The 25,226-nt window shown below is 72.2% G+C and carries 25 protein-coding genes; 12 read left to right on the top strand and 13 right to left on the bottom strand.

Annotated features, from left to right (window positions below):
* The first annotated feature begins 116 nt into the window (after positions 1-116).
* Positions 117-1,376, top strand: a complete 1,260-nt coding sequence (locus tag K1T35_RS44290) for a MinD/ParA family protein (protein WP_220257619.1) — start codon at positions 117-119, stop codon at positions 1,374-1,376.
* 11 nt (positions 1,377-1,387) lie between these two features.
* Here the strand turns inward: K1T35_RS44290 and K1T35_RS44285 are convergent, their stop codons facing one another.
* Both K1T35_RS44285 and K1T35_RS44280 read right to left on the bottom strand, forming a co-directional pair.
* Complete coding sequence (locus K1T35_RS44285) at positions 1,388-1,606, bottom strand: hypothetical protein (protein ID WP_220257618.1); 219 nt, start codon at positions 1,604-1,606, stop codon at positions 1,388-1,390.
* Positions 1,607-1,681: 75 nt separating this feature from the next.
* On the bottom strand, positions 1,682-1,906 hold the full coding sequence (locus K1T35_RS44280; RefSeq protein WP_304940838.1) for a BldC family transcriptional regulator: 225 nt from the start codon (positions 1,904-1,906) through the stop codon (positions 1,682-1,684).
* A gap of 160 nt (positions 1,907-2,066) precedes the next feature.
* On the opposite strand from K1T35_RS44280, the gene K1T35_RS44275 reads away from it, so the two are divergent.
* Positions 2,067-2,417, top strand: a complete 351-nt coding sequence (locus K1T35_RS44275; RefSeq protein WP_220257617.1) for a DUF4229 domain-containing protein — start codon at positions 2,067-2,069, stop codon at positions 2,415-2,417.
* Here K1T35_RS44275 and K1T35_RS44270 read toward each other — a convergent pair.
* The 5 genes from K1T35_RS44270 to K1T35_RS44250 form a co-directional block, all read right to left on the bottom strand.
* Positions 2,373-3,254: a 1,4-dihydroxy-2-naphthoate polyprenyltransferase gene (locus K1T35_RS44270; protein ID WP_220257616.1), complete on the bottom strand. Its 882-nt coding sequence runs from the start codon at positions 3,252-3,254 to the stop codon at positions 2,373-2,375. The genes K1T35_RS44275 and K1T35_RS44270 overlap by 45 nt on opposite strands.
* A 138-nt stretch (positions 3,255-3,392) precedes the next feature.
* Positions 3,393-4,595 (bottom strand): hypothetical protein, encoded by a 1,203-nt coding sequence (locus K1T35_RS44265; protein ID WP_220257615.1) that lies wholly within the window; start codon positions 4,593-4,595, stop codon positions 3,393-3,395.
* Positions 4,596-4,711: 116 nt separating this feature from the next.
* Positions 4,712-5,878, bottom strand: coding sequence for an o-succinylbenzoate--CoA ligase (gene menE / locus K1T35_RS44260; RefSeq protein ID WP_220263241.1), 1,167 nt, complete (start codon positions 5,876-5,878; stop codon positions 4,712-4,714).
* A complete protein-coding gene (locus K1T35_RS44255) occupies positions 5,875-6,786 on the bottom strand; it encodes a 1,4-dihydroxy-2-naphthoyl-CoA synthase (protein WP_220257614.1) in 912 nt (303 codons plus the stop codon). The genes menE and K1T35_RS44255 overlap by 4 nt, the downstream gene beginning before the upstream one ends.
* Before the next feature lie 9 nt (positions 6,787-6,795).
* Positions 6,796-8,010, bottom strand: coding sequence for a PP2C family protein-serine/threonine phosphatase (locus tag K1T35_RS44250; RefSeq protein ID WP_220257613.1), 1,215 nt, complete (start codon positions 8,008-8,010; stop codon positions 6,796-6,798).
* 186 nt (positions 8,011-8,196) lie between these two features.
* Here K1T35_RS44250 and K1T35_RS44245 point away from each other — a divergent pair, with 186 nt between their 5' ends.
* Genes K1T35_RS44245 through K1T35_RS44235 form a run of 3 tightly spaced genes read left to right on the top strand, consistent with a single transcriptional unit; the run spans position 8,197 to position 10,711 of the window.
* Positions 8,197-9,009: an N-acyl homoserine lactonase family protein gene (locus K1T35_RS44245; RefSeq protein ID WP_220257612.1), complete on the top strand. Its 813-nt coding sequence runs from the start codon at positions 8,197-8,199 to the stop codon at positions 9,007-9,009.
* A complete protein-coding gene (locus K1T35_RS44240) occupies positions 9,006-10,307 on the top strand; it encodes a hydroxyacid-oxoacid transhydrogenase (protein ID WP_220257611.1) in 1,302 nt (433 codons plus the stop codon). The genes K1T35_RS44245 and K1T35_RS44240 overlap by 4 nt, the downstream gene beginning before the upstream one ends.
* A gap of 2 nt (positions 10,308-10,309) precedes the next feature.
* Complete coding sequence (locus K1T35_RS44235) at positions 10,310-10,711, top strand: FmdB family zinc ribbon protein (RefSeq protein ID WP_220257610.1); 402 nt, start codon at positions 10,310-10,312, stop codon at positions 10,709-10,711.
* Between the two features lie 10 nt (positions 10,712-10,721).
* Here the strand turns inward: K1T35_RS44235 and K1T35_RS44230 are convergent, their stop codons facing one another.
* Together K1T35_RS44230 and K1T35_RS44225 are read right to left on the bottom strand one after the other, a co-directional pair.
* The gene (locus tag K1T35_RS44230) at positions 10,722-11,111 is read right to left on the bottom strand and encodes a tautomerase family protein (protein ID WP_220257609.1); all 390 of its coding nucleotides are present in this window, start codon (positions 11,109-11,111) and stop codon (positions 10,722-10,724) included.
* A gap of 9 nt (positions 11,112-11,120) precedes the next feature.
* Positions 11,121-11,660: a TetR/AcrR family transcriptional regulator gene (locus tag K1T35_RS44225; RefSeq protein WP_220257608.1), complete on the bottom strand. Its 540-nt coding sequence runs from the start codon at positions 11,658-11,660 to the stop codon at positions 11,121-11,123.
* A 51-nt stretch (positions 11,661-11,711) separates the two neighbouring features.
* Between K1T35_RS44225 and K1T35_RS44220 the strand changes: the two genes are divergently transcribed.
* From K1T35_RS44220 to K1T35_RS44205, 4 genes are all read left to right on the top strand, one after another.
* Positions 11,712-12,572 carry a patatin-like phospholipase family protein gene (locus K1T35_RS44220; protein ID WP_220257607.1) on the top strand — a complete coding sequence of 287 codons (861 nt, stop codon included), beginning with the start codon at positions 11,712-11,714 and terminating at the stop codon, positions 12,570-12,572.
* Between the two features lie 30 nt (positions 12,573-12,602).
* Positions 12,603-13,430 (top strand): aldo/keto reductase, encoded by an 828-nt coding sequence (locus K1T35_RS44215; protein WP_220257606.1) that lies wholly within the window; start codon positions 12,603-12,605, stop codon positions 13,428-13,430.
* Positions 13,431-13,476: 46 nt separating this feature from the next.
* Positions 13,477-13,782, top strand: a complete 306-nt coding sequence (locus K1T35_RS44210; protein WP_220257605.1) for an adhesin — start codon at positions 13,477-13,479, stop codon at positions 13,780-13,782.
* Positions 13,783-13,911: 129 nt separating this feature from the next.
* A complete protein-coding gene (locus tag K1T35_RS44205; protein ID WP_220257604.1) occupies positions 13,912-14,916 on the top strand; it encodes an aldo/keto reductase family protein in 1,005 nt (334 codons plus the stop codon).
* Positions 14,917-14,936: 20 nt separating this feature from the next.
* On the opposite strand, the gene K1T35_RS44200 is transcribed toward K1T35_RS44205, so the two are convergent.
* From K1T35_RS44200 to K1T35_RS44190, 3 genes are read right to left on the bottom strand one after another with little or no spacing between them, the layout of a single operon-like run.
* Entirely contained in the window at positions 14,937-17,840 is a 2,904-nt protein-coding gene (locus K1T35_RS44200; protein WP_220257603.1) for a tetratricopeptide repeat protein, read from the bottom strand.
* A complete protein-coding gene (locus tag K1T35_RS44195) occupies positions 17,837-18,211 on the bottom strand; it encodes an RIP homotypic interaction motif-containing protein (protein ID WP_255621334.1) in 375 nt (124 codons plus the stop codon). The genes K1T35_RS44200 and K1T35_RS44195 overlap by 4 nt, the downstream gene beginning before the upstream one ends.
* Positions 18,212-18,257: 46 nt before the next feature.
* On the bottom strand, positions 18,258-19,898 hold the full coding sequence (locus K1T35_RS44190; RefSeq protein WP_220257601.1) for an ABC-F family ATP-binding cassette domain-containing protein: 1,641 nt from the start codon (positions 19,896-19,898) through the stop codon (positions 18,258-18,260).
* A 1,523-nt stretch (positions 19,899-21,421) separates the two neighbouring features.
* Between K1T35_RS44190 and K1T35_RS44185 the strand changes: the two genes are divergently transcribed.
* From K1T35_RS44185 to K1T35_RS44175, 3 genes are read left to right on the top strand one after another with little or no spacing between them, the layout of a single operon-like run.
* Complete coding sequence (locus K1T35_RS44185) at positions 21,422-22,636, top strand: MFS transporter (protein WP_220257600.1); 1,215 nt, start codon at positions 21,422-21,424, stop codon at positions 22,634-22,636.
* A gap of 12 nt (positions 22,637-22,648) precedes the next feature.
* Positions 22,649-23,002 carry a MerR family transcriptional regulator gene (locus tag K1T35_RS44180; RefSeq protein WP_220257599.1) on the top strand — a complete coding sequence of 118 codons (354 nt, stop codon included), beginning with the start codon at positions 22,649-22,651 and terminating at the stop codon, positions 23,000-23,002.
* 18 nt (positions 23,003-23,020) lie between these two features.
* Positions 23,021-23,842, top strand: coding sequence for an alpha/beta fold hydrolase (locus K1T35_RS44175; RefSeq protein ID WP_220257598.1), 822 nt, complete (start codon positions 23,021-23,023; stop codon positions 23,840-23,842).
* Between the two features lie 6 nt (positions 23,843-23,848).
* On the opposite strand, the gene K1T35_RS44170 is transcribed toward K1T35_RS44175, so the two are convergent.
* Positions 23,849-25,189 carry a trehalase family glycosidase gene (locus K1T35_RS44170; protein WP_220257597.1) on the bottom strand — a complete coding sequence of 447 codons (1,341 nt, stop codon included), beginning with the start codon at positions 25,187-25,189 and terminating at the stop codon, positions 23,849-23,851.
* Positions 25,190-25,226: the final 37 nt, after the last annotated feature.

Raw genomic sequence — 25,226 nt, 5'->3', positions numbered from 1 at the left:
CGCCGAGTGACACGGCGCCACCCGACCGCGCCTCGACCCCCGGCAGTCGGCCGACTACCGTCGGCGTCCGTGTGGGGGTTCAACGGTCGACTTAATGCGCTCGGCGGGATGTACTGATGACAGAGCGTCAATCCGGTGACGATCGGGACTACCCGGACGGCTCCGTGGGCCGGTATGTCCGCGAGCGCTGGGGTGCCGCCCCGTCCCGGGCGGCGTCGGCGCCGGTCACGCCATCGGAGCCGTCCGCACCGCGTCCCGACCCCGACACGCGCGACTCGGAGGAGCCCGGCGTCGGCGACACGACGATGCCGAACCAGCTGCGGCTCGAGCGGCCAGCAGCGGACGAACAGCCCGTCGAGCCCCGCACCCCACCACGCGGCACCGCGCGCTGGATCGACCCAGGCGCGATGGCGGCCCAGGAGGCGCAGCGGGCCCGCAGCGGCCGGGCGACCCGCCCCGATCTGACCAACGCGCGCGTGCTGCTGGCGCCCACCCGCAAGCCGCCGCAGTCCGGCTGGCGGCGGTTCGTCTACCTCGTGTCGGGACGGCTGATCAACCCGGGCGAGAGCCCGGCCGACATCCACAAGCGGGAGCTGACGGCGCGGGTCAACCGGCCGCTGCTCGGCTGCTACAAGATCGCCATCTTGAGCCTCAAGGGCGGCGTCGGCAAGACCACGGTCACCGCAACGCTCGGAGCGACGTTCGCCTCGCTGCGCGGCGACCGGGTGGTAGCGGTCGACGCCAACCCCGACCGCGGCACGCTCAGCCAGAAGATCCCGCTCGAGACCAGCGCCACCGTGCGCAACCTGCTGCGCGACGCCCAGCGCGTGCGCCGCTACAGCGACGTCAGGGCCTACACCTCGCAGGGCCCCTCCCGCCTCGAGGTGCTGGCGAGCGAGCAGGACCCCGCGGTGTCGGAGGCGTTCAGCGAGGACGACTACCGCCGCACCGTCACGCTGCTGGAGCACTTCTACAACATCGTGCTCACCGACTGCGGCACCGGACTCATGCACTCGGCGATGTACGGCGTGCTCGGGCTCGCCGATCAGCTGATCATCGTGTCGTCCGGTTCGATCGACGGCGCGCGCAGCGCGTCGGCCACGATGGACTGGCTCGACGCCCACGGGCACGGCGACCTGGTCAAGAACTCCGTGGCCGTGATCAACTGCGTGCACCGCTCAGCGGGCGGCGTGGATCTCGCGAAGGTGGCCGAGCACTTCGCGGCGCGCTGCCGCACGGTGACTCGGATCCCGTTCGACGCGCATCTCGAGGAGGGCGCCGAGGTGGACCTCGACCGCCTCGAGCCGGGCACCCGGCTCGCCTTGCTGGAAGTTGCGGCGGCAGTGGCCGACGCGTTCGAGGGGCCCCCTGCCTGAAGGCCGGGGGCTCAGGCCCCGGGCGGCTCGTCGCGCCTGCGGACCTTCTCGTCAAGTTGACGTAGGAAGTCGGGGTCGTCGTCCGGGCCGGTCACGCGTGGTGCCCGGCTCACTCCGGCCACCGGACCTCGCCGCTGGGGCTGCGGGAACTCGACGGCGCCGGAGTTCATCGCCTTCCACAGCACCAGAGCGATGATCGCGGCGCCGACGAATGCGATGAGGAAAAGCATTGTCGAACCACCTCCGCAGCCGAGGTTAGCCGAGGACGTGCGGGGGCGGGGTGAAGTGCTGTGAACGGGGCTCGTTCAGGGGCGGGCGGGCGGCAGGATGGCCTCGCTCGTGAGGTCGGCCAGCATGCTCCGCACCTCGGACTCGCGGAACCGCCGGTGGCCGCCGGGCGTGCGGATCGACCCGATCCGGCCCGCGGAGGCCCAGCGGGTGACCGTCTTCGGGTCGACCCGAAAGAGTGCCGCCACCTCACCGGGGGTGAGCAGGCGCTCGTTGCTCGGGGTGTGCGCCGTGATCGACATCGATGACCTCCCAGAACGCGGTGCTTTCCGGGCTATCGTGACACCTCGGACCCCAGGTACTCGAACGGTTGTCCGCAGGTAAAGGGCTCTTAAAGGACGAACCGGACAGGTCAGCGCGGCCGCCACCAACAGTCTCCTGCTCCGGTCGTACGCTCGGTGTATGACGTCGCCGACCCCCGCGGAGCGGCAGCCCGGCCTTGCCGCCACCGTGGCGCTCTACACGGCCGCCCGCGTCGCGTTGGTAGCCCTCGTCACCGGGTTGCTGCTGGTGGCAGGCGTTCCACTCGCCATAGCCGTGCTTGTGGCGCTGATCGTGGCGCTGCCGCTGTCGATGGTGCTCTTCCGAGGGCTGCGGGCGCGGCTGGACGGGGCGCTGAGCGCCGCCCGGGAACGGCGGGCCCGCGAGCGGGAGGCGCTGCGGGCGAAGCTGCGGGGCGACGGCTCGGCAGGTGAGCCGCTCGTCGCGTCAGACGAACCGTCCGACCGCAAGGCCGATCGCGGTCAGCACTGACCAGACCAGTAACAACACGCCGGTCTGGGCAAGCACCTTGATGAGCTTCGCGCCCTCCGCGCCGCGCAGGACGTCCCGGTTCGGCAGCACCGCGAACGGCAACGCCAGCAGAGCCAGCAGCATCGGCCAGCTGCGCAGCCCGGCACCCGCGGACAGCACGAACGGCAGCAGCGTCAGCGCGGTGTAGAGGCGGCGGGTGTCGCGATCGCCCATCCGCACGGCGAGCGTGCGCTTGCCCACGGCGGTGTCGGTGGGGATGTCGCGCAGGTTATTGGCAACCAGCACCGCGCTCGTGAGCATGCCGACGCCGATCGCGGTGATCACGGCGAGCGCCCCCGGCGGGCCGCTCTGCGTGAGCACGGTGCCGAGCACCCCGACGAGCCCGTAGAAGACGAAGACCGCGATTTCCCCGAACCCCAGGTAGCCGTAGGGGCGGGACCCTCCGGTGTAGTACCAGGCGGCCACGATGCAGACCGCGCCGACCGCGATCAGCCACCACTGCTGGCTCAGCGATATCAGGGTCAGCCCGGCGACCCCGGCCACCCCGAACGCGAAGAACGCCGCGGTCCGGACCGTCGACGGGGCGGCGAGCTGCGACCCGACCAGCCGCAGCGGCCCCACGCGGTCGTCGTCCGTGCCGCGGATGCCGTCGGAGTAGTCGTTGGCGTAGTTGACACCGATCATGAGCGAGACCGCGACGACCAGTGCCAGCACCGCCCGTCCCGGTGCAACGACGCCGTGCCCGATCGCTGCTCCGGTACCGGCGATGACGGGGGAGAGGGCGGTCGGCAGGGTGCGCGGTCGAGCACCCTCCACCCACTGCGCGAGCGTGGCCACGCACGCACGTTATAGGGCCTGCAGACGCGACCCCACGTCGCATTCAGACCGCGACTCGCGTACACCCAGACCGCGACTCGCGGAGATTTCGCGCCCTGCACTCGCGAGTCGCGGTCTCCGTGTACGCGAGTCGCGGTGTCAGTGCGTGCGAGTCGGGGCGCAGGCTGCGGCCTGGGGTGGGTCGGCTACGGCGGCGGCTTCCACGTACTGGTTGGCGCCGATGCGCAACCAGCGGTCCTGCACGCACTGCACCGGCACGGAGGCGCGGCCCGCCGCGAACCCGACGACGGCGGCCGCGGCGTCCGGGGCCGCTCGTACGTCGGCGTCGGCCTGCACCATCGCCAGGCTCTCCGTGCCGGTCCACAGGTACTCGACGTCGACCCATGCGTTGTTCTTCAGCCCGAGGGCGTCCCAGAAGAGCCCGTCGGCGAGGTCGATGCCAGCCGGGTTCGCGACCCTGCGGTCGTACTGGTCCTTCCCGTCGTTGTAGCCGCCGTCGTGGGCGGCCTGGGCCTGCGGCACCCCTTGCGGTAGGTCGCCCCACTGCTGCCGCCGGTGGCCGGGGTTCCAGTAGTCGTCGCGGGTGTTCCACGGCCCGACGTCCCACACCGGCGCGAACGCGCAGCGCCCGGTCGGTGCGCACACCTTCACCGAGTAGTCGCTGGTGCCGCGCGGCGCGAGTGCCCGGCGGGACGGGAGCGCCACGAAGTGGTCGTGGTCGCGGATCACGTGCCCGTTCGCGGTCTTGCCGCCGACGAGCCCCTCGCGCGTCGCGAACACGTGGTAGGAGAGCGCGACGGCCCGCTCGTCGGACTCGCCCCGGCCCGGTGGTGCGGGACGGGCGGCGAGGGCCACCTCCCGGACGGCGGGCCCGTTCGTCGGGTCCCCGGAGAGGACGAGCCGGGCTTGTACCTCTGCCGACGCGACCGGGAGCGTGACGGCGGGGCCGTCCAGCCCGGACGTGGCCGGGATCCACTCCGTCCACCCGCCGGTGCCGCGCCGCCCTCTGACGTCGACGGTGGCGGTGGCGCCCGCCGGCACCTCGCCCGTCACCGTGACGGCGACGTGGTCGGTGGCCGCCTCGAGCCTGCGGGCGGGGAAGGTCAGCAGGCCCGTCGGTTCAGCGGTGCCGTCCGGCGGAGCGCCTTCAGCGACGGCGACGAACGCCGTGTCCGGGTCGATCCGGGCCACGCCATCGTCGAGCACGACGCCCGCGGCTTCTCCGTGCTGGAGGTCGGCGGTCCAGGAAGCGGTCGGCGGGCCGGCGCCTGCGGGCGCCGTGGGGCCGAGCACGAAGCTGCTCGCGATGCCGAGCAGTGCGGTCACCGTGCCCCACTTCATGCCGTCGTCCCCTTGATGCTCGTGTGACGGATGTGCCTCACGAGGCAGGAGACCGAACGCGGCCAGTGTTCGTCAATCAACCCAGAGTGACGGGCCCAAAGGGATGTAGGACAAGATCATCCAGTGCGGGGGTGTGAGGAGTCGCCGATTCGGGCAGAGGAGGCATCGGCGGTGAGCAGTCGGGCCGCCGCCACCCGATCGGGTTTGCCGATGCCGCGCAGCGGGATCGCCGGCACGGCGCGCAGGATCCGGGGCACCGCGGCCCGCCCTAGCGCGGTGCGCACCCCCGCCCGCAGTCGCTGGGCGAGCGCCGGGTCGAGGGGGCCGTCGAGCACCACCGCAGCCGCGACCACCTGCCCCCACTCGGGATCGGGTACCCCGACGACGCAGGCGGCGATCACCCCGTCCTGCGCGATGAGTGCCCGCTCCACGGCCGCGGGGGCGACGTTCTCCCCGCCCGTGATGATCACGTCGTCGGCCCGGCCGAGAACCTCGAGCCTGCCGTCCCGCCACCGGCCGAGATCGCCGGTCCGGAACCATCCGCCGGCGAATGCGGCCGCCGTGAGCTCCGGATCGCCGAGGTAGCCGTCGGCGAGGGTCGGGCCGCCGAGCCGGATCCGCCCGCCGTCCTCCAGCTCGACCCGCACCCCGTCGAGCGGGACACCGTCGTAGACGCAGCCGCCCGCGGTCTCGCTCATCCCGTAGGTCGTGACGACCGCGACGCCCTCGGCGATGGCCCGCGCGTGCAGCCGCGGCGCGAGGGCAGCCCCGCCGACGAGCACGGCGGCGTAGCCGCGCAGCGCGTCGATCGCGGCGCCATCCGCGTCGAGGAGCCTTCCGAGCTGGGTCGGTACGAGGCTCGTGCAGCGTCGTCCGGTACCGAGCTCGCGCGTGGCGGCGGCGAAGTCGTCGGGGCGGAAGCCGCCGCGCAGGTCCTGCACCACCGGTGGGGCGCCCGCGAGCAGGGAGCGGACCACCACCTGCACACCCGCGACGTGGTGGGCGGGCAGCGCGAGCAGCCACCGGGCGGGGCCGCCGAGCCGCTCGGCCGTGGCCCGCGCCGACGCCTGCAGCGCGGCCGCCGAGAGCACCACGTGCTTCGCGGCGCCCGTGGATCCGGAGGTGGCGATCACGACCGCGGCCCCCTCGCCCGGGTCGCCATCGACGCCGGACTCGCCGGGGCCGACCGGCAGCACCGGGGAGCCGCCCGTGAGGGCGTCGCGGAGTGCCGAGACGAGCCCGCCGACGGCTGCGGGGGAGCCGTCGACGGCCACCGTTCTCAGTAGTGCCACGGGTACGCGGTCCAGTCCGGCTCGCGCTTCTGCAGGAAGGCGTCGCGGCCCTCCACCGCCTCGTCGGTCATGTAGGCGAGGCGCGTGGCCTCGCCCGCGAACAGCTGCTGGCCGACCAGGCCGTCGTCGATGAGGTTGAAGGAGTACTTCAGCATCCGCTGGGCCGTCGGCGACTTGCCGTTGACCTCCCGCGCCCACTCGAGCGCCACCTTCTCCAGGTCGGCGTGCGGCACGACGGCGTTGACCATGCCCATCCGGTGGGCGTCCTCCGCCGTGTACTCGCGGCCGAGGAAGAAGATCTCGCGGGCGAACTTCTGCCCTACCTGCCGGGCCAGGTACGCCGAGCCGTAGCCGCCGTCGAACGAGCCGACGTCGGCGTCGGTCTGCTTGAACCGGGCGTGCTCGGCGCTGGCCAGCGTCATGTCGCACGTGACGTGCAGCGAGTGGCCGCCGCCCGCGGCCCAGCCGGGTACGACCGCGATCACGATCTTCGGCATGAAGCGGATGAGCCGCTGGCACTCGAGGATGTGCAGCCGGCCGGCTCTGGCGCGGTCCACTGTCTCCGCGGTCTCCCCGGATGCGTACTGGTAGCCGGTGCGGCCGCGGATGCGCTGGTCGCCGCCGGAGCAGAACGCCCAGCCGCCGTCCTTGGGGGACGGCCCGTTGCCGGTGAGCAGCACGCAGCCGACGTCGGGTGTCTGCCGGGCGTGGTCGAGGGCGCGGTACAGCTCGTCGACCGTGCCGGGCCGGAACGCGTTGCGGACCTCGGGGCGGTGGAACGCGATCCGCACCGCTCCGGTGTCCACCGCCCGGTGGTAGGTGATGTCGGCGAAGTCGAAGCCCTCGACCGGGCGCCACGCGGCGGGGTCGAACAGCTCCGACGGCGAGTCAGGATCCACGCCTCGACCCTATGCGGGCAGCAACCGGGCGGCCGCGCGACCGGACCACTCGACGAGCACGAGGGTGGCGTCGTCCTGGAGCTCGCCACCGCGGTGCCTCCGGACGGCGTGGGTGAGCCTGCGCAGCGTCTCCGGCGCGGGTAGGCCGTCGGCGTCCGCGCGCTCTGCCAGCTCGACCAGCCGGGCGATGCCGAACTCCGCCCCGTCGGCGTCGCGTGCCTCTATGACGCCATCGCTGTGCAGGAGCAGCCGGTCGCCCGGCTCCAGCAGCTCCTCGGCCGGCTCGGCCGGCTGCGGGGCGAGCGACGCGATCCGCCCGAACGGCATCCGCCGCGCGGCATCCAGGCTGCGCACGGCCCGGCCGCTGCGCAGCAACACCGGAGCGGGATGCCCCGCCGCGAGGTAGCGCAGCCGTCCGGAGACGAGATCGAGCCGGGCCAGCACGCCGGTGACGAACCGGTAGTCGGCGAACTGTTCGGTGAGCTCCGTGTCGATCCGGGCGGCCACGTCGAGGAGATCCAGGCCCTCCCGGCGGGCGGTACGTGCCGCGGCGAGCGCAACGGAGGTGGTGAGACCGGCGCTCAGGTCGTGCCCCGACGAGTCGAAGATCGAGAACTGCGCCTCGCGGGAACCGACCGAGTAGTCGAAGGCGTCCCCGCCCACGTCGTATGCGGGCTCGAGCAGCGCCGCGAGCGCGACCGACTCGGTGCCGACCGTCAAGGGCGGCAGCAGCTGCCAGAGCAGCTCGCCCGCAACGGACATCGGCCGTGCGCGCTGCACGGTCGCGAGCAGATCGCTGTGCTGGAGCTTGGACGCGAGGACGTGGGCGAGCGTGCCGCTGATGACGGTGCACCGCGCGCCCAGCTGCGGGTCGCCTGCCACCGGGTCGTCGGCCGGCAGTCGCACCCGGAGCAAGCCGAGGCGCTCGACACCGTCCACCAGCGGGACCCAGAGGACGTCGTCGTCGGCCCCGGATCCCGCCAGGACCGTTCCAAGCTGGTACGCCCTGCCCGCGAGGGTGCCGTCCGCGCGGATCGCGGGGACGCCCCCGCGCAGGGGGCGCAGCTCGACCTGCTCGTGGTCGACGAGGTAGACCTCGGCACGCAGCCGCAGCGGGGCGAGGACCTCGTCGAGCGCGGACGAGATCGCGTCCCCGGCGAGTAGGTGGGACCGCTCGATCAGGTCGAGCAGCGCCCGTTGCCAGCGTGAATCCAGATCGATCACGGTCGTCTCCAACCACGGATCAGGCCCGCCAGCCTAGGGCCATTTCGGCTCGGGCCGGGTGCTGCTCGGCGCGCCCCGTACCTGATCCATCGATCAGTCGCATCGTTTGACGGGCCGACACCCGGGTGCGACCGTCGAGGAGATCAGTCCGTCTGCGTCCAGTCCCTCAGCGTCGAGAGGATCATGATGGCGACCGCGATCAAGGTGAGCGTGATCCCCTGCGGAGCGATGACCGCCGACCTGACCTGGCTGTTGATCAAGCCGGGCCGGTCGATCACCGACCGCAGCCACAAGGACGCGCCTGCCCCGTGGATCGACGTCCCCACGCACTGCGTCCTCGTCGAGACCGACGAGGGCAAGCTGCTGTGGGACACCAGCTGCCCGCGTGACTGGGAGGAGCGGTGGGGCCCGACCGGCCTCCAGGAGTTCTTCCCGTACGACCACGTGAGCGACGAGGAGTACCTCGACTCACGGCTGAACCAGATGGGCGTCGGCCTCGACGAGATCGACTACGTGGTGCTGTCGCACCTGCACTTCGACCACGCAGGCAACGCCCAGATGTTCAAGAACACCGGCGCCAAGCTCGTGTGCCACCAGCGGGAGAAGGACTTCGCGCTCGGGTTCGACGGCCTGTTCGCCGGTGCGCACCTCAAGACCGACTACGAGGGCCTCGATTTCGAGACCGTGTCCGGTGACACCGAGTTCCTCCCCGGCGTCACCCTGATCGAGACGCCGGGGCACACGGTCGGATGCATGTCGATGCAGGTCGACCTGCCGGACACCGGAACGATGATCTTCACATCCGACGCGGTGTACATGGGTGAGAGCTACGGGCCGCCCGCCACGCCCGCCGCGATCGTCAACAACCTCGAGCAGTTCTACGCGTCGGTCGAGAAGCTGCGGGGTATCCAGGGGCGCACGGGGGCACAGATGGTGTTCGGCCACGACGCCGACCAGATCCACCAGCTGCGCACGGCACCGGAGGGCTCCTACACATGACCGCCGCCGACCTCGCCAGTGATCTGTCCGAGGAGACGATCTTCACGTGGGGCGCGCCGCCGCTGAAGTTCGGGGCGGGGGCGTCCGACGAGGTCGGGTTCGAGATGTCCGGGTACGGCGTGCGGCGGGTCCTGATCGTCACCGACGTCGGCATCCACGCGCTGGGAATCCCCGAGCGGATCGCCGACAATCTGCGCCGCTACGACATCGAGTCGGAGATCTTCGACGGGGTGCACGTCGAGCCGACCGACGACTCGATGAACAAGGCCACCGAGTACGCCCGCGCGCAGGGGCCGTGGGACGGGTACGTCGCCGTCGGCGGTGGGTCGGCGATCGACACCGCAAAGGCGATCAACCTGCTCACGAGCTACCCCGGCGAGCTGATGGACTACATCAACAAGCCGATCGGTGCCGCGAAGACGCCACCGGGCCAGCTCAAGCCGCTCGTCGCGATCCCGACGACGGCGGGCACCGGCTCGGAGTCCACGGCGATGTGCGTGCTGGACATCCTGTCGATGAAGGTCAAGACCGGGATCAGCCACTGGCGGCTGCGCCCGACGCTCGCCGTGATCGACCCGCTGCTGACGATGAGCCTTCCGCCCGAGGTCACGGCCGCGTCGGGGATGGACATCGTGTGCCACGCGCTGGAGTCCTACACCGCGCGCTGGTACACGACCTTCGACCGGAAGAAGCCGGAGCAGCGGGTGACGTACTGCGGCTCGAACCCGGTGTCCGACCTGTGGTGCGAGAAGTCCCTCGACCTCCTCGCGCAGTCGTTCCGCACCGCCGTGCACCGGGGCGCCGAGGACGTCGAGGCGCGGTCGAACATGATGATGGCGGCCACGTTCGCCGGCATGGGCTTCGGCAACTCCGGCGTGCACATCCCGCACGCCAACGCCTACCCGATCGCGGGGATGGTGCGGGACTACCGGCCTGCGGGCTACCCGCAGGAGGAGCCGATGGTGCCGCACGGCCAGTCCGTGTCGCTGACGGCGCCGGAGGCCTTCCGGTTCTCCTTCGACAGCGCCCCGGAACGGCACCTGCGTGCCGCGAAGATGCTCGACCCGCGGGCGGACGAGGAGAACGACCCGCGCGAGCAGCTCCCGTCCGTCCTGATCTCGCTGATGCGCGACATCGGGATCCCGAACGGGATCGGCGGGGTCGGCTACACGGAGGCGGACGTGCCGGACCTCGTGCCCGGCACGATGAAGCAGCAGCGCTTGCTCGCCACCTGCCCGAAGACGCCCACGGAGGACGACATCGCGGACATCCTCATGAAGTCCGTCGAGAACTGGTAGCCGTGCCGATCTACGTGTACCGGTGCGACTGCGGCGAGCGCTTCGAGCGGCTCGTCGGGTTGGACGCGCCCACGCCGGGCTGCCCGGCGTGTGGCGGCACCCCGCGGAAGATCCCGGCCGGGCCGAGCCTGCTCGGCCAGGCCGGCACCGGACTCGCCAAGGAGCAGATGCCGCAGACGTGGCGCGGCACGTACAACGGCGACCGCGAGTACGTCACGAACCTGCGACGGCAGTGGGACCAGCGGCAGCGGCTGGAGGCGAAGCACCCCGAGCTGGCCGGCGACCAGCGGCCGATCATCGCGCACGAGGGCCGCTTCCACGGCGCGCCGCTGCGGGCGGGCGACCCGGTACCGGGCCACGGTCACGGGCATGGCCACGGTCACGCACCGGAGAAGCCCTCCTGAACTTCTTGCCTCATGCCGGCGGGTTGTCCAGGTACTGGGCCTCGCCGTTGCCGAACGACCAGTCGCCCAGCCCGTTCTCGGTGAGGGTGACGACCAGGTTCCGCGGCTCCACCCCGGCGGATGTCGCGTGCTTCGCGAGCGCGCGGTAGAACGCGCGCTTCTGCTCGTCCGTGCGCCCGCGGCGCAGGAAGACCTGCACGAACACCACGCCGTCGTCACGCTCGACGCCGCGGAAACCCGGGTCGTAGACGATCTGGTCGCCCGCCCCGCCGCGCAGGACCTGGAAGCGGTCGTCGGACGGGATGGCGAACGCATCGATGAGCGCCGCGTGCACGGCGTCGCCGATCGCGGTCAGCCGCTGCGGGTCTGCCGCGACGGCGTCGATTCGGACGAGGGGCATCTGGTTCTCCTAGCGATCGATCCTGAGCAGGGCGAGCAGCCCGCGGCAGGCCCGTTCGAGCGCGCCGGCATCGTCGCTCAGCCGGGACGTGACGTAGCCGCCCTGCACGACGGCGCAGATCGCCTCGACGACGCCGTCGACGTCCTCGACGCCGGTGGCGCGCACAGCCGGGCGGAGTAGCGCGCGCAGGTGCTCGAAGTAGGCGCTGATGGGTGCCCGGAGCGCGTCGTTCGCCCGTACCTCGGGATCGAACGCGAGCCTGCCGAGCCGGCAACCGTCCAGCGCGGGGCGCGGCCTGGTCAGGTAGGCCCGCAGCTGATCGGCGCCGGTCGCGTGCGCGGAGAACAGCTCGTCGGTCTCCGCGGTGAGCTCAGCGGCGAGACCCGTGATCGCCGCCTCTGCCCACGCCGCCTTCGACCCGAAGTGGTGGTAGAGGCTGCCCTGCCCGACACCGCTGCGCGCCAGCACCATGTTCGGGCTCGTGGCCTCTACGCCGCGGTCCCACACGAGCTGCTTTGCCGCGTCGAGCAGCTTGGTCCGCGCGTCCACCACTCCATACCTACTAGTAGGTATGTCGGTGTGTCAACTAGGGTTCCGGGCATGGGTCGTGCGCTCGTCCTCGGAGGCGGCGGGATCACCGGGGTCGCGTGGGAGCTCGGGATGCTGTGCGGGCTCCGCGAGCACGGCGTCGACCTGGCGGGCGCCGACCTGATCGTGGGCACGTCCGCCGGAGCGATCGTGGGAGCGCAGCTCGCCACCGGCGTCGATCCAGAGGAGCGGTACGCCGCGCAGCTCGTGCCACCGGACGGGCAGGTGGCCGCGGCGCTCGGCACCGGCGCGATGCTGCGGCTCGCCCTCGCCGCGATCGCCGGTGGCCGGGACCCGCAGCGGGTGCGCGCGCGGATCGGCGGCTTCGCGCTCCGCGCGCGGACCGGGCCCGAGTCCGAGCGGATCGCCGTGATCGGGAGCCGGCTCCTGGTGCACGAGTGGCCGCGGCGGGCCTTGCGGATCACCGCGGTCGACGCCCGCACCGGCGAGTTCGTCGTGCTCGACCGTGACTCGGGCGTGCCCCTCGTGGCGGCCGTTGCGGCGAGCTGCGCGGTGCCCGGCGTCTGGGCGCCGATCAGCACCGGCGGGCGCAGGCTGGTCGACGGAGGGGTGCGCTCGCCCACCAACGCCGACCTCGCCGCCGGGTGCGATCACGTGGTGGTGCTGGCGCCGATCGTGCGCGCGCTCGGCCCGATTATCGGGGTCCGGACCCAGGTCGCCGCGCTGCGAGAACAGGGAGCGCGGGTGGCGCTCGTGAGCCCGGACGCCGACGCCCTCGCCGCGATCGGGCGCAACGTGCTCGACCCGGCCCACCGAGCCGCGGCGGCCCGTGCCGGGCGCGCCCAGGCGGCGGGCGCGGCGGCAGAGGTCGCCAGAGCGTGGCAGCAAACGGGTGACGGGGATCGCCGGTAAGGCCGAGGCAGCTCAGGGTAGACAATAGCCATGTCGCAGGTACCGAACATCCGTCTCAACAACGGCGTGCAGATCCCGCAGTTCGGGTTCGGCGTCTTCCAGATCGAACCGGCCAGGACGGCGGACGTCGTCCGCACGGCCCTCGACGCCGGGTACCGCCACATCGACACGGCTCAGGGGTACGGCAACGAGGAGGGCGTCGGGAAGGCCGTCCGGGAGTCCGGGCTGGCACGCGCCGAGATCTTCGTCACCACCAAGCTCATCAACAACCGGCATGGTCACGACGAGGCCATCGCCGCACTCGACGAGAGTCTGCAGAAGCTGGGCCTCGACTACGTCGACCTCTACCTGATCCACTGGCCGCGGCCGCACGCCGACCGCTACGTCGAGACGTGGCGCGCGTTCGAGAAGATCCTCTCGGACGGAAAGGCCCGCTCGATCGGCGTGTCGAACTTCCAGGTGCCGCACCTGGAGCGGCTGGCGGCCGAGACCGGCACCGTGCCCGCGGTGAACCAGATCGAGCTGCACCCGCTGCTCGCGCAGCGCGAGCTGCAGGCCTACCACCGCGAGCACGGCATCGCGACGGAGGCGTGGAGCCCGATCGGCAAGGGCGGCGACCTGCTTCGGGACGAGCGGCTCGTCTCGCTCGCGGAGAAGTACGCCAAGAGCCCGGCGCAGGTCGTGCTGCGCTGGCACATCCAGCAGGACAACATCGTCTTCCCGAAGTCGGTCACACCGTCGCGGATCAGGGAGAACATCGAGGTGTTCGACTTCGAGCTCTCCGCCGACGACATCGCCACCATCGACGAGCTCGACGCCGGCACCCGCCTCGGGCCGGACCCCGACACCTTCGGCTGACCTCCCGATCTGCGAGACCGGCCGATCGCGCCTACCCTGGCGCGGCATGTTGGCAATCACCGATACGGCGGCCGAAGCCATCAGGACCCTGACCACCGACGCCGAGCTGCCCGACGGGGGTGGTCTGCGCATCTCCGCCCCCGATCCCGAGCAGGGACTGGAGCTGTCGCTGGCCGGCCGCCCGGACACCGACGACGTGGTGCTGTCCGGGGACGGCGTGAGCGTCTTCCTCGAGCCGGTGGTCGCCCAAGTGCTCGACGACAAGGTGCTGGACGTTCAGCCGGTCGCCGGCGCCGATGGCGGGCAGGAGCTGCGCTTCGCGATCGGCGTTCAGGAAGCACCCGAGGTCTGACCGATTCCGAACCGACCGGCGGGCGGTCCCGTGAGAACGGGGCCGCCCGTCGTCATGTCCGTGCGACGGCGCTCACGCGGGCGCCCGTCCTGCGGGCGGAGAACGATCTCGCGGCCTAGTGTTCGGGGCGTGGAACACCGCTACCTCGGCCGATCCGGCCTGAAGGTCTCCGAGATCACCTACGGCAACTGGATCACCCACGGCTCCCAGGTGGAGAACGACGCCGCCGTCGCGTGCGTACGCGCCGCCCTCGACGCGGGGATCACCACCTTCGACACCGCCGACGCGTACGCGAACGGCGCTGCCGAGACGGTGCTCGGCGAGGCACTGAAGGGCGAGCGGCGGGCCTCACTGGAGATCCTCACCAAGGTGTACTGGCCGACCGGTCCGATGGGCCCGAACGACTCCGGCCTCTCGCGCAAGCACATCAGGGAGTCGATCGACGCGAGCCTGCGCCGGCTGCAGACCGACTACGTCGACCTCTACCAGGCCCACCGCTACGACTTCGAGACGCCGCTCGAGGAGACGATGCAGGCGTTCGCCGACGTCGTCCGCGCGGGCAAGGCGCTCTACGTCGGCGTGAGCGAGTGGACCGCCCAGCAGCTGCGCGACGGCCAGGCCCTCGCGAAGCAGCTCGGCTTCTCGCTCGTGTCCAACCAGCCGCAGTACTCGATGCTGTGGCGGGTGATCGAGAGCGAGGTCGTCCCCGCGTCGGAGGAGCTCGGGGTCAGCCAGATCGTCTTCTCGCCGATCGCGCAGGGTGCGCTCACCGGGAAGTACAAGCCGGGAGCCGCGCCCCCGCCCGGGTCCAGGGCCACCGACGAGAAGGGCGGCGCCCAGTTCATCCAGCGCTGGATGGACGACGACACGCTCACCCGCGTGCAGGCGCTGGCGCCGATCGCGTCCGACCTCGGCCTCTCGATGGCACAGCTCGCCGTGGCGTGGGTGCTGCAGAACGACAACGTCGCGGCCGCGATCATCGGGGCGTCCCGCCCCGAGCAGGTGGCCGACAACGCGGGCGCCAGCGGCGTGCGGCTGGAACCGGACGTGCTCAAGCGTATCGACGAGGCGCTGGGCGACACGGTGGAGCGCGACCCGACGAAGACCCAGTCGCCGCCCGCGCGCCCGAGCTGACGCCCCGCCATCCGGCTCTGCTAGCGGTCGTGTTCTTGGTCGGGCTGGGAGGCCCTGGCCCGCCACCGTGCGATCGAGTTCCGGACGGCGTGGGCCGTGGGGTGCTCGGGGCCCAGCACCCGTAGGCAATCGGCGAGCAGCTGCTCGAAGTCCCCCGCCGCTTCGGCGCACTCCCCGGCTTCGCAGCGGTAGTAGGCGAGGTTGTTGCGGGTGATGAACGTGGCGGGGTGGTCGGGACCGAGGACCCGGATGTGGTCGGTGAGGAGCGGGCCGAGAGCAGCCACCGCTGCGGCCGGGTCCCCGGCTTCGCCGCGCCAACGGGCGAGGTTGTTGCGGGTGGTGAGGGTGTTCGGGTGGTTGGGGCCCAGGACCCGGAGGTTGTCGGTGAGCAGCTGTTCGAGGGCGGCGACGGCGCCTGCCGGGTCTCCCGCGCTACCGCGGTAGCACGCGAGGTTGTTGCGGGTGGTGAGGGTGTTGGGGTGGTCGGGCCCAAGGACCCGGAGGTTGTCGGTGAGCAGCAGTTCGAGGGCGGTGGCTGCTCCGGCCGGGTCGCCGGCCTGGCCGCGCCAACGGGCGAGATCGTTCTGGGTGGTGAAGGTGTCGGGGTGGTCGGGCCCCAGCACGCGCAGGCGATCGGTGAGCAGCTGTTCGAGGGCGGTGGCTGCTCCGGCCGGGTCGCCGGCCTGGCCGCGCCAACGGGCGAGATTGCTCCGGGTGGTGAGGGTGTTGGGGTGGTCGGGGCCCAGGACCCGGAGGTTGTCGGTGAGCAGCTGTTCGAAGGCGGTGGCTGCTCCGGCCGGATCTCCGGCCTCACCGCGCCAGCCGGCCAGGTTGTGACGGGTGGTGAGGGTGTCGGGGTGGTCGGGCCCCAGCACGCGCAGGCGATCGGTGAGCAGCTGTTCGAAGGCGGTGGCTGCTCCGGCAGGATCGCCGGCCTGGCCGCGGTGGTACGCGAGGTTGTTGCGGGTGATGAGGGTGTGGGGGTGTGCAGGGCCGAGCACCCGGACCTGGTCGGCGAGCAGTTGTTCGAGTACGTGCACGGCGCTTGCGGGATCACCGGCCTGCCCGCGGACGAGGGCGAGGTTGCTGCGGGTGATGAACGTGAGGGGGTCGTTGGGGCTGAGGATCCGGACCTGGTCGGCGAGCAGTTGCTCGAAGGCGGTGGCGGCGCCGACGGGGTCACCGGCGTGTCCGCGCCAGTGGGCGACGTTGTTGCGGGTGGCGAGGATGTCGGGGTGGTCGGGCCCCAGCACGCGCAGGCGGTCGGTCAGCAGCTGCTCGAAGGCGGTGGCGGCGCCGACGGGGTCTCCGGCCTGTCCGCGCCAGTGGGCGAGGCTGCTGCGGGTGTCGAGTGTGAGAGCGTGATCGGGCCCGAGTGTCCGAGCCTTCTCGACGCGCAATTCCTCGAAGGCGGTGGCGGCGCCCGCGGGGTCTCCAGCCTCGCCACGCCACCACGCGAGCTTGCTGCGGACGGCGAGAGTGGCAAGTTGCTCGGCGCCCACGTAGCGGTCGGCGTCGGACAGCATTCGTGTCCAGTATCCGATCGCTGCGTCAACCAGGCCGCATTTGCCCAGACTGTTACCGGTTCGCCACAGCAGCGGGTGGATGGTGGGCTGCCACAGGTTCGCTTGGGCTTTGTCGATGAGGGCGGAGGCGTTGGCGCGTAGCACCTGGCCGAGTCGGGTGTCGCGCTCGATCTTCGGCCAGATCTCCAGCAGGCCGCCGGCGGCCGCCCGGTGCAACGCAGTGATCTGGGCGGGATTCAGATGCTCCGCGGCGGCACGCTGGACCAGGCCGTGCACTCGCACGCCTGCCGGCCCGGCCGCGGGATCCAGCGTGATCAGGCTCAGTCGGGCGAGGTGGTGCAGCGCGTCCAGCAGGTCCTGCCCGTCGCGGGGCGGTGCCGGGCCGTGCGCGCTGGCGTACTCGATCGCCGCGGGTGTGGTCAGCAGGTCTGCGGGGATCCCGCTCGGGTCGAGCACGCTCAGCAGTTCCAGCACGGGGCGGGCGAGCCCGGCCGGAGGCAAAGCGTCGGCCGCCTCGATGGAGATCGACCACGTCGCCGCGACCGTGTCGTGATAGTCGTCGGCCAGGGCGTCCGGTGGGAACAGCTCGGCGAGCCGCCGGCGGCGGTCGGCGAGGCGGGCGCGATATCCCACGCAGGTGTCCCCGCGGTCGAGGATGAACGCCCCGGCCTGGGCGAGCGCCAGCGGGAGGTGGCCGAGGTCGGCCGCGAGCTCGTCGGCCTCCCACATCCGCTCGTCGTCCGGGTCGGCCTCGAGCCTCTCGGCGAGGTAGGCACGGGCCTGGCCGGGGGTGAACAGCCCGACCTCGACCCGGCGGCGCCCGGCCCTGGTCAGGGCGGCGTCGGTGCGCCGCGTGGTGATCACCGTGCGACCCCTCGGGCCTCCGGGCCACAGCCCTCGCAGGTCGGCGGGGTCGGCGAGGTCATCGAGCACGATCAACCACGACCGCTCGGTCGCGGTCTGCATCCAGGTGAGCAACCACTCGGCGGCCCGCTCGGCGTCGTCGGTCACCGGATGACCCAGGCGGGCGGCGACCTCGGCGTACCCGGAGACGATCGCGTCACGGCCGCCGGCGTTGACCCAGGCCAGCAGGTCCGTGTCGGTGCGGCTGCGCGCGTACGCGGCCGCCAGCTGGGTCTTGCCGACTCCGCCGAGACCGGACAGCACCTGGGTCACCACCGCAGTGCCGCCCTCGTCGATCGCCTCGGAGAGCAGCCGCGACTCGGCACGCCGCTGATAGCAGCCCGCCAGGAGCGGGACCGCGCCGACGCGCACCGGCCAGGAGACCTCCACCGGCGTCGACACGGTGATCGTGCCGCCGAAGATGTTGGTCTGGATGTTGTGGTCGCCGACCTGGACGCCCTGTGCCCCGCGCAGGTCGCCGGGCCCGTCGGTCACGGCACCGCGGGCGGGGCCGGGAACGTGTTGGTCTGGACGTTGTGGTCACCGACCTGAACGCCCTGCGCGCCCCGAACGTCGACGGCGTACTTCCCGGCCCGGGTACCTGCCGCGTCGACCAGCGCCATCAGCCGCTGTGCTGCCGTGACCACCCCGGCGTCCTCGCCCGCCTTCACCTCGACGAGCTCGGCCTCCAGCGCGGCGACCTCCTGCTGCGGGTCGGTCTCGTGCCGCGCGAGGGCCGCGCGGCCGGACTCCCGGCTCGCCAGCCGGCCGCGCACCAGCTCCTTCAAACCCGTGTACGCGTCCTTCACGGCGTCGGTCGCGGTGTTCTGCGCGCCGGCCACCGCACCGGCCGCCAAGGCAGCCACGATCAACGAGACTGGATCCACGGTTGCCCCCCAGCAATCGGCCCGGCTACTGCCGTTCCGTCAGCTTGCCATCCGTGACCATCCAGTGGCGCGTGGTGCGGACCGTGTCCAGCATCCGGCGGTCGTGGGTGACCAGCAGGACCGTGCCCGGGAAGGAGTCGAGGGCCTGCTCCAGCTGCTCGATCGCCGGCAGGTCGAGGTGGTTGGTCGGCTCGTCGAGCACCAGCAGGTTCACCTCGCGGGCCTGCAAGAGGGCGAGCGCGGCCCGGGTGCGCTCGCCGGGGGATAGCGACGCGGCCGGGCGGGGTACGTGCTCGCCCGTCAGCCCGAACTTGGCCAGCAGCGTCCGGACGTCCGACTCCGCCCAGCCCGGCACCGCGTTGCCGAACGCGCGCACCAGCGGCTCGGGGCCGAGGAACAGGCCGCGGGCCTGGTCGATCTCGCCGACCCGCACGCCTGAGCCGAGACCGGCGCTTCCCTCGTCCACGGGGATGCGCCCGAGCAGGGCCGCGAGCAGCGTGGACTTGCCCGAGCCGTTGGCCCCGGTGATCACGATCCGGTCGGCCCAGTCGACCTGCGCGTCGACGGGCCCGAGCACGAACGACCCACGCCGGACGACGGCACCGGTCATCGAGGCCACCACCGTGCCGGAACGCGGGGCGGCCGCGATCGTCATCCGCAGCTCCCACTCCTTGCGCGGCTCGTCGACCACGTCGAGCCGCTCGATCATCCGCTGCGTCTGCCGGGCCTTCGCGGCCTGCTTCTCGCTGGCCTCGGTGCGCAGCTTGCGGCCGATCTTGTCGTTGTCGGTCGACTTGCGGCGCGCATTGCGCACGCCCTGGGCCATCCAGTTGCGCTGCATCTGCGCGCGGTCCTTGAGCCCGGTGAGCTTGTCGTCGTACTCCTCGTAGGCCTCGCGCGCGTGCCGGCGTGCCACCTCGCGCTCGGCGAGGTAGCTGTCGTAGCCGCCGTCGTACACGCCGACCTGCTGTTGCGCGAGGTCCAGTTCGACGACCCGGTTCACGGTGCGGGCGAGGAACTCCCGGTCGTGGCTGACGATCACCGCGGGCGAGCGCAACCCCTGGACGAACCGCTCGAGACGCTCCAGGCCGTCGAGGTCGAGGTCGTTGGTGGGCTCGTCGAGCAGCAGTACGTCGTAGCGCGACAAGAGCAGCGCGGCGAGCCCGGCACGGGCGGCCTGCCCGCCCGACAGCGCGGTCATCTCCGTGTCGAGATCCACGCCGAGACCGACCTCGGCCGCGACCTCGCCCGCGCGCTCGTCGAGGTCGGCGCCGCCGAGGGAGAGCCAGCGGTCCAGGGCCGTGGCGTAGGCGTCGTCCGCGCCCGGGACACCGCTGCCGAGCGCCTCCGCCGCGGCGTCCATGGCGGCCTGTGCCGCGGCGACTCCCGTGCGGCGCGCGATGAAGGCCACCACCGTCTCGCCCGGTCGCCGCTCCGGTTCCTGCGGCAGGTGCCCGATGGTCGCGTCGGGCGGGCTGACGACGATCTTGCCGTCCTCCGGGTCCTGCTCGCCCGCGAGCAGCCGCAGCAGCGTGGACTTGCCCGCGCCGTTGGCGCCGACGAGCCCGACGACGTCACCGGGGGCGACGATCAGGTCGAGACCGGAGAACAGGACGCGGGCACCGTGCCCGGTGGCGAGCCCGGTGGCTTGGATGGTGGCGCTCATATCCCGACCAACGCTACTGCCCGCTGCGACCGCCTTTCGGCGACGGTGGGGAGCGGCGGCTCGCTCAGCCCAGGCAGCGAGAGGACCGACCTCGCGTGGCCGCGACATCGCGCTGGTCGGACGTGAGCGCCGTGGCCCTGCGCGCGCATCTGGACGGCTTGCCACCGGGAGGTCGTCCGATTCAGCAGCAGTGATCAAGGGCGGATCGCCGCTTTCGAAGATCGACTCGCGACGATCTCCTCTTGGTCGCCGAACTCCGACCCGCGGCGATTCGGCAAAGCCCTCTGGACCCGCGCGGCCTCCGCGCCTGCCGATCACGTCGGCGGTCGCGACACCAGCGGCGACGCTTGTGAAAGCCCCGCGAGGAGTTCCTCGACGCGGTCGGCTGGCCCAGCGGGTCGTCTTCACGGCGTACTCGGAAAACCGAGGGCTAATACGCCAGCTGTAGATCGTATGCCGTGTGTGGGCCGCTTCCCACCGGTGGCCGCCGCCGTGATGATCGGTAGGTCTGGCGCGAGAACGAGCGGATCTCGCCCGTTGTTGCGCCAAACTGCACGGCTCGTGGGTGCGTCCTGCGGAACGCGCCCGGGTACCGCCGGGAGCCGCGCCTTTCGTGGGCGCGCCGTCCCCAGCCCGGGCCGCCCGGCCTCACCTACCACCCCGGGCTGCCGTGGGGTCCATCCGGTTCGCCCCGACCCCTCGGGTGCGCGGGTGACTGGGTGGGGTGCACTACCGAACCCTGTGGTTGCGCTGGCGGCCGTCCCCGACGAGGGGCACGCCCGTTCACGACGAGACCGCCGCGGCCTGGGTGCCACGCGACCGGCTGTGGTCCCGTTCCCACCCCCGACCAACCCCAGGAACCCGGGGCATGATCGGCCGGAGCGTGACATCAGCCGCACCCACGCGGCTCATGTCACGTTCCCGCTGATCATGGGCCTGGGAACGACCCTGGGGCGGTGTCATCACGACCCTCCAGGAGAAGGACTGGGGATGAGGGTCGGGACCACAGCCAGTCGCGTAGGCACCCGGCAGTGACGTGCTCGTCGGAAACTGGCGTGCCCCGCGTCGAGGACGGCCGCCCACGCACCCCAGGTTCGGTAGTGATCCAGCCTGGCCACCCGGCGCTGGCGAGGGGTCGAGGCGAACCGGCGCGACCACAGGAGAGGCCCGGATCGACGGCGAGCGCCGGGGCGGCCTGAGCCGGGAACGGCGCGCCCACCGGCCCGGTATCTGACCAGACCGACCCGATGGATCTTGATGGCGGGTCAGGCGGATGCCGGAGCGCTCAGGCGCCCACCGGCGGCGGGCATGATCCGAACTATCGGTTGCCCACGGCTGCCACCACTACCGTGAGCACCCGAAACAGCGGATCATGAACACGAAGATCGCAAGTATCGGTTGCTCACGGCTGCCCGCACAGCCATTGACATCCGAAACCGCGGATCATGCGACGCGGCCAACCCGCACAAGCCCGGTGACGCGCTTGACCTTGACGCAGGCGTGAAGCTCCTAGCGTCCGCCGCATGCGCAGTGCGAATGCGAGAACGGGCTGGTTGCCCTGCCTCCTGCTCGTGACGTTCGTCGCGGGCACCGACAACTTCGTCATGGCGGGCATCCTGCCTGCCATCGCACGGGATCTCGCCGTCAGCGAGGCCGCCGCGGGCCAGGTCGTATCGGTCTTCTCGATCGCCTACGCGCTTGCCGCTCCGGTGGCGGCCGCGGCGACGGCGCGGCTCGATCGGCGGACCCTGCTGAGCTCGGGCCTCGCGGTGTTCGCGCTGTTCAACGCGATCGCAGCGCTGGCCCCGTCCTACGCCGCGCTCATGGTGGCCCGCGTACTGGCAGCCGTGGTCGCCGCGTCGATGACGCCCGCCGCGTTCGCGGCCGCCGCCGTGCTGGCCCGCCCGGACCGGGTCGGGCGGGCCATCGGCACAGTCGCCTCCGGGATGACGGTGGCGCTGGTGGCGGGCGTGCCGCTGGGTACGTGGCTCGGCGCCGCGTCCGGGTGGCGGTCCACGTTCTGGTTCGTCGCAGGGCTCGCAGCCGTTGGGTGCGTCGCCGTGCTGGTGTTCCTGCCCGCGCTTCCGGAAATCGGGCGCGTCCGCCTGGCCCGGCGGATCCGCCTGCTCGCCGCCCCTCCGGTGCTGCTGGCCGTCGTGGCGACCGCGGTCGCCGCGACCGGCAGCTTCATGACCTACACGTACGTCGCTCCGATCGCCCGCGACCTCGCCGGAGCCGGCGCCGAGGCCGTCGCGCTGATCATCGCGTGCGTCGGCATCGCCGGAGCGCTCGGCACCGTGCTGGGCGGCCGGGCGACGGACCGCTGGGGTGCGGGGCGCACCCTCCTGCTGACGACAGCGCTGCAGGTGGGCGCTACCGGCGTCCTGGCCGTCGCCGGCCTGCTCAGCGGGTCCGCACCGCTGCTCCTGATCGCGCTCGGCTACGCCGTCTGGGGTCTCGCGGGCTGGGCGTTCAACCCACCGATGAACGTCCGCCTGCTCGGACTCGCCGGGGACGCGGGGACCGAGGCGGTGGCGCTCAACACGAGCGCGCTCTTCGTCGGGATCGCGGTCGCGGGTGCGGCCGGGGGCGTCGTGCTCGACGCCGGAGGCGTCCCGGCCGTGCTCATGGCCGCGACCGCGATCGGGTCGGTCGCGCTCGTGCTGCTCGCCGTGTCCGTGATCCGTCACCGGCCGCGTGCCGATCTCGCACCCGTGGGCGAGGATCGGACCGGATGAGGAGGTGCGGGCATGCGGATCGGCGAGCTGGCCCATCGGACGGGCGCCACCACCCGCGCACTGCGCTACTACGAGGAATGCGGTCTGCTCGGATCCGACCGCGCGGCCAACGGCTACCGCGACTACGGGCCGGAGGCCGTGGTGCGGGTGCGCAACATCCGCCGGCTGCTGGAGGCCGGGCTCAGCACCGACGACATCCGTGAGCTCGGTAGCTGCCTGGAGCGCGATCTCGACCACGAGCCGGCGTGTAAGGACGCGATCACGCTGTACGAACAGCGGATCGCCACGGTCGAGCGGCGGATCGACTCGCTGGTGGACGTCCACCGCAGCCTGCGGACGAAGTTGGAACAGCTGCGAGGGTCCTGAGCCCCTACGGTGTCAGGTATGGATCTTGGCGAGACGTTCTCGTGGGAGGGTCGGCGGATCGTCTGGGGGCGAGCCGGGTCCGGTCCGGCGGTCGTGTTCTGCCACGGAACACCGTGGTCGTCGTTGCTGTGGCGACCGTTCGCCGAAGCGCTGAGCGCCGACTACACCGTGTACCTGTGGGACATGCCGGGCTACGGCCGCTCCTCGAAGGACCCCGGCCACCCGGTCGACTTCGGCGTGCAGGCCGACGCGTTCACCGCGCTGCTCGCGCACTGGGGCCTCGACCGGCCGCACGTCGTCGCGCACGACTACGGCGGCGCCGTCTCGCTGCGCGCCCACCTGGTGCACGAGGTGCCGTACGCGTCACTGCTGATGGCGGACGTCGTCGCGATCCCGCCGTCCGGATCCCCGTTCTTCCGGCTCGTGAAGCAGCACCCGGATGTGCTGACCCAGGTACCGCCGTACATCCACGAGGCACTGGTCAGGGCGTACATCAGCAATGCGGCGTACCGACAGCTGCGCGAGGACGACCTCGCCGCGCTCGTCGCACCATGGCTCGGCGACGACGGCCAGCCCGCGTTCTACCGGCAGATCGCCGCATACGACGAGCGCTACCTCGCCGAGAACGAGGCTCTGCTCGACCGGATCGACATCCCGGTGAGCGTGCTGTGGGGTACCGAGGACGCCTGGATCCCGGTCGCGACCGGGGAGCGGCTCGCGGCGGGGATCCGCGGCGCGACCTTCACCCTGGTCGACGACGCGGGGCACCTGATCCAGCTGGACGCCCCGGTCGCGCTGGCGACGGCGCTGCGCTCCTGGCTGACCGGCGTCTCATCGTGACGCGGGTCAGCTCGGTGCGCCCGTCAGGGGCCGGGGAGCCGGGGTCGGCGCCGGGGTCGCCAAGAGGTCGAGTGCCAGTGCCGCCGACCAGCTGAAGTCCGAGACCCCGCGCCCGGCGCCGGTGTGCGGGTCGAAGTACTCGCGGAATCCCTCGTGCCGCACGGCGTTCAGCATCGCCGCCCGCAGGGTGGCGGCCTCGGCGTGCCGGCCGTGGCGCTCCAGCCCGCGCAGGACGAGCCAGCTGGTGTTGATCCAGGCCGGGCCGCGCCAGTAGCGGGTGGCGTCGAACGCGGGGCCGGTGAGGTCGTAGCTGGGCAGCGGGACGCGGTCGTTCAGCGCGAAGCGCGGGCCGGTCATGCCTGCCACGAGCGCGTCGACGACGTCGGTCGGCAGGTCGAGCACCAGTGGGACGAGCCCTCCGACGCAGTGCTCAGGGACGCGCCCGCCATCGCGGTCGAGCGCGAAGAAGTGCCCGGCCGCGGGGTCGTAGCAGCGGGCGAGGAGGGCGTCCCGAATGGCCGCTGCGCGCTCGCGGTGCGGCTCCGAAGGCTTGCCGATGATGTCGGCGATCTCCGCGAGCGCCTCCTCCGACCGCGCCAGCAGCGCGTTGAACAGGGGGTCGACCGCGACGAAGAGGTGCGCGCCCGGTTCGTCGCGGTAGCCGTGTTCGCGGTAGGTGTCGACGATCGCGACGTAGCGGGCGTAGTCAGCCGCGGTGGGCCGCTCCGTGGCGTCGACGTGGTCGAGGTCGCGACGCCGGTGCCCGGCCAGCACCTCGACGTCCGCGGAGACCCGGGCGAGCTCGGCGTCCCATGCCGGGGAGTTGTCCTGGCCGGACTCCCACGGATGCACGATGACGGCGAGGTCGTGCCCGTCCGACCGCTCGCGCAGCAGATAGTCGTGCTGGGCCTTCAGCCCCGGGTACACGCGCCGCAGGAAGCGCCTCCCGAGGGCCGGTGAGGCGCGGTGGACCTCGAGCGCGGCCACCGCGTGCACCGGCGGCTGCACGATGCCCGACGTCTCCATTGCGGGGGCGCCGGGCACGTCGCGCGAGCGCCAGAAGTCGGGGCCGGGGAAGTACGCGTCGCGCGGGACCGCGGGGTTGAACACGATCTGCGGCACGCGGCCGTCGGACCACTGCGCGGCCAGCAGCGACTCCAGCTCGTGGCGCCCGCGACCGGGCGATGCGTGCGCCCAGCCGATCGCGATGAACGCCGAGTCCCAGCTCCACTGGTGCGGGTAGAGGCGACGCGACGGAACGGTGTGCCCGCGTTCCCAGTTGCCGCGCAGCACGGTGATCGCCTGCCGGCGCAGGTCGGCGTCAGAATGTGTTCGAGAAGCGCGCATGTGGGCCGCAGACGCCGCTGATCCAGAAGGCCTCGGC

Source organism: Pseudonocardia sp. DSM 110487, assembly GCF_019468565.1.
Classification (GTDB): domain Bacteria; phylum Actinomycetota; class Actinomycetes; order Mycobacteriales; family Pseudonocardiaceae; genus Pseudonocardia.
The sequence above is the reverse complement of the archived record's forward strand: the minus strand, read 5'-3'. Positions and strand labels throughout refer to the sequence as shown.

What these genes read in the sequence shown, in the direction of transcription:
- K1T35_RS44230 (WP_220257609.1), bottom strand. Translation starts at nt 11,111, where the DNA reads ATGCCCCTCGTCCGAATCGACGCCGTCGCGGCAGACCCGCAGCGGCTG.
- K1T35_RS44275 (WP_220257617.1), top strand. Translation starts at nt 2,067, where the DNA reads ATGACGTCGCCGACCCCCGCGGAGCGGCAGCCCGGCCTTGCCGCCACC.
- K1T35_RS44210 (WP_220257605.1), top strand. Translation starts at nt 13,477, where the DNA reads ATGTTGGCAATCACCGATACGGCGGCCGAAGCCATCAGGACCCTGACC.
- K1T35_RS44290 (WP_220257619.1), top strand. Translation starts at nt 117, where the DNA reads ATGACAGAGCGTCAATCCGGTGACGATCGGGACTACCCGGACGGCTCC.
- K1T35_RS44215 (WP_220257606.1), top strand. Translation starts at nt 12,603, where the DNA reads ATGTCGCAGGTACCGAACATCCGTCTCAACAACGGCGTGCAGATCCCG.
- K1T35_RS44245 (WP_220257612.1), top strand. Translation starts at nt 8,197, where the DNA reads ATGGCGACCGCGATCAAGGTGAGCGTGATCCCCTGCGGAGCGATGACC.
- K1T35_RS44175 (WP_220257598.1), top strand. Translation starts at nt 23,021, where the DNA reads ATGGATCTTGGCGAGACGTTCTCGTGGGAGGGTCGGCGGATCGTCTGG.
- K1T35_RS44185 (WP_220257600.1), top strand. Translation starts at nt 21,422, where the DNA reads ATGCGCAGTGCGAATGCGAGAACGGGCTGGTTGCCCTGCCTCCTGCTC.
- K1T35_RS44285 (WP_220257618.1), bottom strand. Translation starts at nt 1,606, where the DNA reads ATGCTTTTCCTCATCGCATTCGTCGGCGCCGCGATCATCGCTCTGGTG.
- K1T35_RS44180 (WP_220257599.1), top strand. Translation starts at nt 22,649, where the DNA reads ATGCGGATCGGCGAGCTGGCCCATCGGACGGGCGCCACCACCCGCGCA.
- K1T35_RS44280 (WP_304940838.1), bottom strand. Translation starts at nt 1,906, where the DNA reads ATGTCGATCACGGCGCACACCCCGAGCAACGAGCGCCTGCTCACCCCC.
- K1T35_RS44265 (WP_220257615.1), bottom strand. Translation starts at nt 4,595, where the DNA reads ATGAAGTGGGGCACGGTGACCGCACTGCTCGGCATCGCGAGCAGCTTC.
- K1T35_RS44190 (WP_220257601.1), bottom strand. Translation starts at nt 19,898, where the DNA reads ATGAGCGCCACCATCCAAGCCACCGGGCTCGCCACCGGGCACGGTGCC.
- K1T35_RS44240 (WP_220257611.1), top strand. Translation starts at nt 9,006, where the DNA reads ATGACCGCCGCCGACCTCGCCAGTGATCTGTCCGAGGAGACGATCTTC.
- K1T35_RS44220 (WP_220257607.1), top strand. Translation starts at nt 11,712, where the DNA reads ATGGGTCGTGCGCTCGTCCTCGGAGGCGGCGGGATCACCGGGGTCGCG.
- K1T35_RS44170 (WP_220257597.1), bottom strand. Translation starts at nt 25,189, where the DNA reads ATGCGCGCTTCTCGAACACATTCTGACGCCGACCTGCGCCGGCAGGCG.